The sequence below is a fragment of the Candidatus Margulisiibacteriota bacterium genome (assembly GCA_028706105.1).
GTDB lineage: Bacteria > Margulisbacteria > Riflemargulisbacteria > GWF2-35-9 > DYQY01 > DYQY01.
Genome location: JAQWCF010000081.1, coordinates 1 through 7,614 on the forward strand (window position 1 = coordinate 1; position 7,614 = coordinate 7,614).

Annotated in this window: 9 protein-coding genes; 7 read left to right on the forward strand and 2 right to left on the reverse strand. The window is 30.3% G+C overall.

Going from position 1 to position 7,614, the window contains the following annotated elements; translation table 11 throughout:
* The 6 genes from PHF25_07860 to PHF25_07885 all read left to right on the forward strand — a co-directional run.
* Nucleotides 1-474, forward strand: a 474-nt coding sequence (locus tag PHF25_07860) for a glycosyltransferase family 9 protein (protein ID MDD4527931.1), incomplete at its 5' end; no start/stop codon positions are given.
* Nucleotides 450-1,397: an NAD(P)-dependent oxidoreductase gene (locus tag PHF25_07865; protein ID MDD4527932.1), complete on the forward strand. Its 948-nt coding sequence runs from the start codon at nucleotides 450-452 to the stop codon at nucleotides 1,395-1,397. The genes PHF25_07860 and PHF25_07865, both read left to right, overlap by 25 nt.
* On the forward strand, nucleotides 1,398-1,766 hold the full coding sequence (locus PHF25_07870; GenBank protein ID MDD4527933.1) for an FdtA/QdtA family cupin domain-containing protein: 369 nt from the start codon (nucleotides 1,398-1,400) through the stop codon (nucleotides 1,764-1,766).
* The gene (locus tag PHF25_07875) at nucleotides 1,767-2,861 is read left to right on the forward strand and encodes a DegT/DnrJ/EryC1/StrS family aminotransferase (protein MDD4527934.1); all 1,095 of its coding nucleotides are present in this window, start codon (nucleotides 1,767-1,769) and stop codon (nucleotides 2,859-2,861) included.
* 2 nt (nucleotides 2,862-2,863) lie between these two features.
* Nucleotides 2,864-3,781 (forward strand): glycosyltransferase family 2 protein, encoded by a 918-nt coding sequence (locus PHF25_07880; GenBank protein MDD4527935.1) that lies wholly within the window; start codon nucleotides 2,864-2,866, stop codon nucleotides 3,779-3,781.
* Entirely contained in the window at nucleotides 3,754-5,253 is a 1,500-nt protein-coding gene (locus tag PHF25_07885; protein ID MDD4527936.1) for a DUF2079 domain-containing protein, read from the forward strand. Before PHF25_07880 ends, PHF25_07885 begins: the two co-directional genes overlap by 28 nt.
* On the opposite strand, the gene PHF25_07890 is transcribed toward PHF25_07885, so the two are convergent.
* Nucleotides 5,250-5,471 (reverse strand): hypothetical protein, encoded by a 222-nt coding sequence (locus PHF25_07890; GenBank protein ID MDD4527937.1) that lies wholly within the window; start codon nucleotides 5,469-5,471, stop codon nucleotides 5,250-5,252. The two genes, PHF25_07885 and PHF25_07890, sit on opposite strands and share 4 nt — an antisense overlap.
* A 62-nt stretch (nucleotides 5,472-5,533) precedes the next feature.
* On the opposite strand from PHF25_07890, the gene PHF25_07895 reads away from it, so the two are divergent.
* Nucleotides 5,534-5,848 (forward strand): nucleotidyltransferase domain-containing protein, encoded by a 315-nt coding sequence (locus tag PHF25_07895; GenBank protein ID MDD4527938.1) that lies wholly within the window; start codon nucleotides 5,534-5,536, stop codon nucleotides 5,846-5,848.
* A gap of 74 nt (nucleotides 5,849-5,922) precedes the next feature.
* On the opposite strand, the gene PHF25_07900 is transcribed toward PHF25_07895, so the two are convergent.
* Nucleotides 5,923-7,314 carry a glycosyltransferase family 39 protein gene (locus PHF25_07900; protein MDD4527939.1) on the reverse strand — a complete coding sequence of 464 codons (1,392 nt, stop codon included), beginning with the start codon at nucleotides 7,312-7,314 and terminating at the stop codon, nucleotides 5,923-5,925.
* Nucleotides 7,315-7,614 lie beyond the last annotated feature (300 nt).

Below are 7,614 nucleotides of genomic sequence, written 5' to 3' on the forward strand. Positions count from 1 at the left end.
CTTAGAGGTCATGCGCCTGGTAGTGGTTGGCTAGACAAAAAGGATCCAGGTGACGAGATATATAAATATTTTTTATCTAAATTAAATCAAAAATATCAGATAGTTTTTATTGGAGCTGATGTCGATTATGAAAGATATATAAATTATATGAAGGATTGGGTTAATGACCCAAAAGTAGAACTTAATAATATTGATAAAAGTTTAGGTCTTATTAATGGTGCAAAGTTTGTTATTGGAAATGATACTGGAATGTATCATGTTGCTGGGGCATATAATGTGCCTGTTTTTGTTTTTTGGAAGGATAGTCTTTATCCTAAGAGTAAGTCGCCAGGGAAACGCTGCGTTTTCAGCTTTAAAGGCAACTGGTATAATGATTTTGATAAGTGGGAAGCTAAAGGTTTTGATGCTGATCATTTCGCAAAGCTCAATCCAAGAAGAAAGCCGGGAATATGGAATTTAATAAAGTTTTGGTAAAAAATATTTTTATAACAGGGTCAACCGGTTGTATCGGGACATATCTTGTTGAACAGTTGATTAATAGGTCTGAATATAAGTTGTTTTTGTTAATTAGAGATGGGAATAGACTTCTTCCTAAGATACGTGAAAGTGAAAATGTAGTAATTATCAAGGGAGATATGTCAATAATTGAGAATGCAGCTGAATATTTGAAGGAATCAGATTACGTCATAAACGTTGCAACTAGTTGGGGAGGGACGAAAGAGTCTAATGTTCAGGGTGTTGTAAAAATGCTATCTTTAGTTAATCCAAAAAGACTTAAGAAGTTCATTCAATTTGAAACAGCCAGTATTTTGGGGCGTGGTAATGTCCTTTTGGAAGAAGCTCAAACAGAAGGTACCGGTTATATCAAGTGTAAATATGATATTTATCATCTGACAAAGAACCATGCGTTAGCAGATAAGATAATAAGAGTTTATCCTACTGTGGTGATAGGTGGCGCTAAAGATAGACCATATTCCCATATTAGTAAGGGGCTTCTTAATTTAAACAATCAAATAAAATTATTACGTCACTTTTATATAGATTTTGGATTCCATTTTATGCATACTGAAGATATTGCTAAGTGTGTAATTTATATTATGGAAAACGTTAAAAACAAGCATGATTTGGTTCTAGGTAATGATTATGTGACTTTAAAAGACTTTGTTAAGCAGGTAGCTTCTTATTATGGCAAGAAAACGTTTTTTAGGATAAAGATACCTAGTTGGTTAATAAGCTTAATGATAACCATTTTTAGAGTAAAAATAAGCGCTTGGGATAGATTTTGTTTTAATTACAAATGGTTCAAATATGAAACAGTTAATTGTGAAAAATATGGCATTGATACTAATAAGTTTACAGTAGAAGAAATAATGCAGGATGTTGAGGATAATAGGTAGATGGCAAAAGTACTAGACTTAAAGACATTAACTGATAAAAGAGGCAATTTAACTGTCATTGAAGACGAGATACCATTTGATATAAAAAGAATATTTTTTATTTATGGAGTCGATAGTTCTGTGCGAGGCAAGCATAGGCATAAGAAGACTAGACAGTTATTAGTTTCTCTAAAGGGAAAGTGTAGAATCTGCAATAAGAGTTCTAAAGAAGCACCTTTAGAGGTTTTTGAATTAGATACTCCGAGTAAAGCTTTATTGCTTGAGCCAGAAGATTGGCACTTTATGGATAATTTTTCGGAAGACTGTATTCTTCAAGTTTTTGCTTCAACCAAATTTAACCCAGATGATTATATTTATAAGGAATATTAGATGATCCCTTATGAGAACCTAGGTTTAGTAAATGAGGATTTTTTAAATGAACTCAATGATGTTTCTCTTGAAGTTCTTAAAAGTGGTTGGTACGTATTAGGTAAAAGAGTATTAGAATTTGAAGCGAAATTTGCTGAATATAATAATGCTAAATATTGTATTGGTGTTGCGAATGGATTAGATGCTCTCACTATTTCTTTGATGACATTTGGTTTTGAAAAAGGTTCTGAAGTTATTGTTCCAGCGAATACTTATATTGCAACAATTTTAGCAATTTTACATAGTGGATTAACTCCAGTATTGGTTGAGTCTGAGTTAGATACATATAATTTAAATCCATTGAAAGTTCAAGAAAAGATAACAATAAAGACAAAAGCTATTATGGTTGTACATCTTTATGGTAAACCTGTGAAAATGAATGAAATCATAAGAATTGCTAAGCAAAATAATCTTAAAATTGTAGAAGATTGTGCTCAAGCTCACGGTGCTAATATTGACGGCAAGAAGGTTGGTACATTCGGTGAAGCAGGAGCTTTTAGCTTTTATCCAACAAAAAATTTAGGTTGCATTGGTGATGGTGGGGCTATTATTACAAATGATGAAAATGTTTATCAAAAAGCAAAAATGTATAGGAATTATGGTTCAACGGTAAAATATTATAATGAGGTTGTTGGTTATAATTCCAGATTAGATGAGCTACAAGCAGCATTTCTAAGTGTGAAATTAAAGTATCTTGATGATATCAATTTACATAAAAGAAAGTTAGCTGAAGTTTATGATAAAGAACTAACAAATAAAGTTATTAAACCAATTCGGATTGATAACTTTTATGATGTGTTCCATATTTATCCAATAAGAGTTCCAGAAAGAGATAAGTTAAAGAAGTTTCTAATAGATAATGGAGTTGGCACTGAAATTCATTATCCTTTACAACCAGCAAAACAGAATGCGCTAAAAGGAATGTTTGATTATTTAGATTATCCAATAGCGGAAGAAATACATAATACAATTTTAAGTTTACCTATTTCTTATGCACATAGCGAAGAAGATGTTAAAATAGTTTGTAGTTTGATCAATCAATTTTTAGAGGAGTAATAGTGTTAGTTTCTGTTTGTATCCCTGTTTATAATGGTGCTATTTCAATTTCTAGGCTTGTTGATAATGTTCGTTCAGAACTAAAGAGTTTTGGTTATAATGTTGAATTTATTTTAGTGGATGATTGTAGCAAAGATAACAGTGTAGCCCTATGTACAGAGCTTGCCATTAATAATAAAGATGTGAAATTTATAGCTTTAAGAAAAAATTCAGGTGAGCATAATGCTGTTATGTGTGCGCTCAACTACATGACAGGTGATTATGCTGTTATTATTGATGATGATTTCCAGAACCCTCCATCAGAGATTAAAAAATTACTTGATGAAATACAAAAAGGATATGATGTTGTTTATTCTAAATATGAAAAAAAGAAGCATAGTTTGTTTAGAAATTTTGGCAGTAGATTCAATGATATTGTTGCAACGTATCTAATTAACAAACCAAAGGATCTTTATCTTTCTAGTTTTAAGGTAATAGAAAAGGGATTAGTGGAAGAGATAATAAAGTATAAGGGTCCGTTTCCTTATATTGATGGATTGATACTGAGATCAACAAGTAATTATAGTGCAGTTTATGTTGAACACAATAAGCGTGAAGAGGGTAGATCAAATTATACTCTATCAAAATTGGTTAGCTTATGGCTTAATATGTTTATTAATTTCTCTGTTATTCCTCTCAGAATATTTACTTTATTGGGAATAATAGTGGCTTTTATTTCATTTGTATTTGCTATCATGTTTTTAGTAGAGAAATTAATGATTCCTGACACTCCTGTTGGTTGGTCTTCAATTATTGTATCAATTTTATTTTTTTCAGGCATACAACTAGTTTTTCTTGGTCTAATAGGTGAATATTTGGGTAAATTATACTTGGATCATACTGGTAAACCTCAATGGACAGTAAAAAAAGAAATTATTTAGAAGTATTCATTTCAGTTATAAAAACAAACAAACACATTATTGTGCCGTTAATGTTTTTCTTTAGTTATATATTTTTATATAGGTCTTTTTCTTTTCTTTTTTTTAAAACTACCTTTCATGATTTTTATTTTTTTGACCACAGTGTTTGGAGCTTTGTACATGGTAAAGGACTGTTTTTGCATGCTTTTAATATGTCTTTTTTTGCTGATCATTTTTATCCTTGGCTTTTACTATTTGTCCCTTTTTATGCAATAGCTACTTCTCCTTTTTGGATGTTTATTATGCAAGGATTACTAGCAGCATTAATGGTATATCCTATATTGTCTTTTGCATCAGAGAAGATAGGTAAAGATAAAATTTTTATTATATCCATACTTCTTTTCTTTTATTTACCTTTTAGGTCGTATGGGAATGATTTTCATGGTGAATTATGGCAAGCAGCTGCTTTATCCTGGATGATTTATTCAATTGAGAAGAAGAAAGATTTACTGTTGTTAATATTGATTTTCTTATTTCCATTTCTTAAAGAGAATGCTGTGTCCTATCTGTCTTTTGTGGCTGTTTACCTGACGGCAATCAAACGAAGATGGAAATTTGGGGTTTTTGCTTTTTTTGGGGGGATTATCAGTTCTGTTTATTTGCTTGGTTGGTTAATCCCATTATTTGCTAGACAATCATCATCTATTTATATGAGTTCTGTAAACTATTCATCTAATTATAGTTATTTAGGAGAGGGGTTGATGGGAAAAGTTAACACTATGATTTTTCATCCTAATGTTTTATTAGAGAAGTTTTTTTCAATTAATAATATTGGATATTTTTTGGCACTTTTTGCTCCATTAGGGTTTTTATCATTATTTTCTCCTCTGGTTTTAATTGGGGTTGGTGTTTTTATGCAGAATACACTTTCCACCAATTTAAACTTTGTGGATATTACAGCGCATTATGCTATTGTTTTTACTCCAATAGTTTTTATTGCAGGTATTTTTGCTTATGAAAAGATAGTTAATCATAAAAGTAATTGGGTAAAAGTTAGCAAATTTTTTATGATTTTTTTTGTGATTATTAATTTACTGTTTATGATTTTTTTTGAGGTTAGAAATTTTATACCACCAAAAAATATAAAGGCTCATTATCAAATATTAAAATTAATTCCTATGAATGCGAGTGTGGCAGCTGATTCTAACTTACAGGGACATTTGCAATATCGCGAAAGATTATTTAGGGTAGGAGCGGAACCATCTAATACAGAGTTTGTGGTTGTTAAAAAATATCCTTATGTTTCAGAAAAGGACTTGCCATATTTATTTAAGAAGCAACCAATAAAAGTGCTTACTTCTCTTTTATTAGGAGATGTTCGAAGAGAAAAGGATATTATTAGTAATGATTTGTTGATAAAAAAATATTTAGATGATCTTAATTATACATCTACAAATATCTCTAATCTTTGGTTGTTTCAGAAGTTACATTAACTACAAAAATAAAAATTATTTCTGTTAATATGTCCTTCAATTGTAAATAATTTTACATCAAGTTTTTCCACTGATTTATAATGTTTTTTAAGTTCAGTTTCAAAGTGAGAAGAAGCAAAAACTATTATTGGTGCAGTTGTTGATATTTCTTCTTCTAGCCATAATGCGTGTTGGTTAGCTCCCCATCTACCATTTATGTCTAACATATTTGTTGGCATATATACTTGTTTTTTTAAGTAATAACTTAATCTTACGTATATAACATGATATACTTTTTAATATGTTAAGTATTGATAATATCAACCAAATTATTAAAACGATTAATAATGTGTCCAATCCTGAAGCTGTGTATCTTTTTGGAAGCTATGCAGATGGAACAGCAAAAGAGGATAGTGATTTGGATCTGTTAGTTATTAAAAATAATATTCCAGATAAAATGCAGGAGCTTCTTAGAATAAAAAAAAGCATTATTTCAGATGAATATAGCATAGATCTTTTATTGTATTCAGAGGAGGAGTATGAGCATAAAAAGAGTCAAGGGTGGAAATTATTTTCAGAAATTGAAAAAAAGGGTAAGTTAATAAATGTTAAATGATTCTGACCCGAATTATTGGTATGAAATAGCAAAACAATATTATCAAACAATCGTTTCTGTTTTACTAAAATAGTTTATCTGCAGAGATAAAAATTATTTCTGTTAATATGTCCCTCAATTGTAAATAATCTTACATCAAGTTTTTCCACTGATTTATAATGTTTTTTAAGTTCAGTTTCAAAGTGAGAAGACGCAAAAACTATTATTGGTGCAGTTGTTGATATTTCTTCTTCTAGCCATAGTGCATGTTGGTTAGCCCCCCATCTACCATTTATGTCTAATAATTTTGTAGGCATATATACTTGTTTTTTTAAGTAATAACTTAACTCACCACAGGCTCCATGAAAATCTGCATAAACGTTAATGTCTTTTAATGAAGTGTTTGTTTCTTGTTCAAGTTTTGTTATTAGGTTTCTGTTCTGATTGAATTTGCCTTGGTCTAAGAAAACTCTTGGTCCGGTAAATCCTAAACAAGTTACCAGTAGTGAAATAAAAATCATTATATGAATCGTTAATGTTTTAAGTCGTCTTTCTTCTAAAATTGAAGCTAAATAGATGCTTAAGGGGAAATATGCTAATGAAGTCCAATGTGGCCAAATTTTCGTTTTTAAGCTGAATACAAGGAAGAATATCATTACTGATATAAATAAAGTGTAAGCTATTTTCTGTAGTTTGTTTTTTTTGGTTTTGTTTACTATTATCAAGTTAATCCAGATCATCGGAGTAATATACAGGAATTGTTCCAGTATATATTCAATAAGAGATTTAAATAATGGTTCTGTTCCTATTCTAGAAGCATGAAAACTAAGTGAACTCCAATTATTATTAAAGTTCCAAATTAAAATAGGTGAAATAATAATTAGAAATATGAGTATTGAAAACAAGAAGTGCTTATTTATTATAAGTTTTTTATTTGTAATAAGAAGATAGATAAACAAACTAACTATAGGAACTATAATCATATATTTGCTTAAGAACGCTAGTCCAAAAAGAACAGTAAGAATATATAGGTATTTAGGTTTATTTTCATTAATGTATTTAAGCGAGAAAAATACTGCCATTGAAAAGAACATTAATAGTGGCTGGTCAACTTGCATTGTGATAGCAAAGATGAAGTTATATGGTATTAGGAAATAAAGTAATGCGCCTAAATAGGCTTTAGTTTTATCATTTGTTAGATACATAATTGTTTTATAAACAAAGAAAAGAGTCGTCGTTAGGCATACTGCAGCTGCAATCCTGATACTAACTAATGGTTCTTTAAACAAAAAGATAAATAAACTATTTATCCAGGAGACCATGCCTGGATGGTCCATATATGACAGTGCTGGATGGTAGGCCCATTGTAAATAATAACCTTCATCAGCTGTAAGTGGGGTAAGAAAAGTTAGAAGAATCCTTAGTCCAATAAAAAAAAATGCAAAAAATGAAAACAAACTAATTTGTGGGAGTTTTTTAGATACCATTAATTATATAATAAAAAATATTAAATTAATCGTCAATGATAAGTGGGGAATAGTGAAAGGTGATTTATAAATGACAAATGACAAAGCCCAAATGTCAAATTAATCAAATAATGCCAAATCAATTAAAGGCTGTTTATGTGTTTAGGTGACTTCGTCACTGTTTAATTGTTTATTTCTTCATGTATTTTTGCCTTTAATAGTCCCCCTTGATAAAGGGGGAAGTCGCGTAGCGATAGGGGGATTGGGGAAGTCGCGTAGCGATAGGGGGATTGGGGAAGTCGCGTAGCGATAGGGGGATTG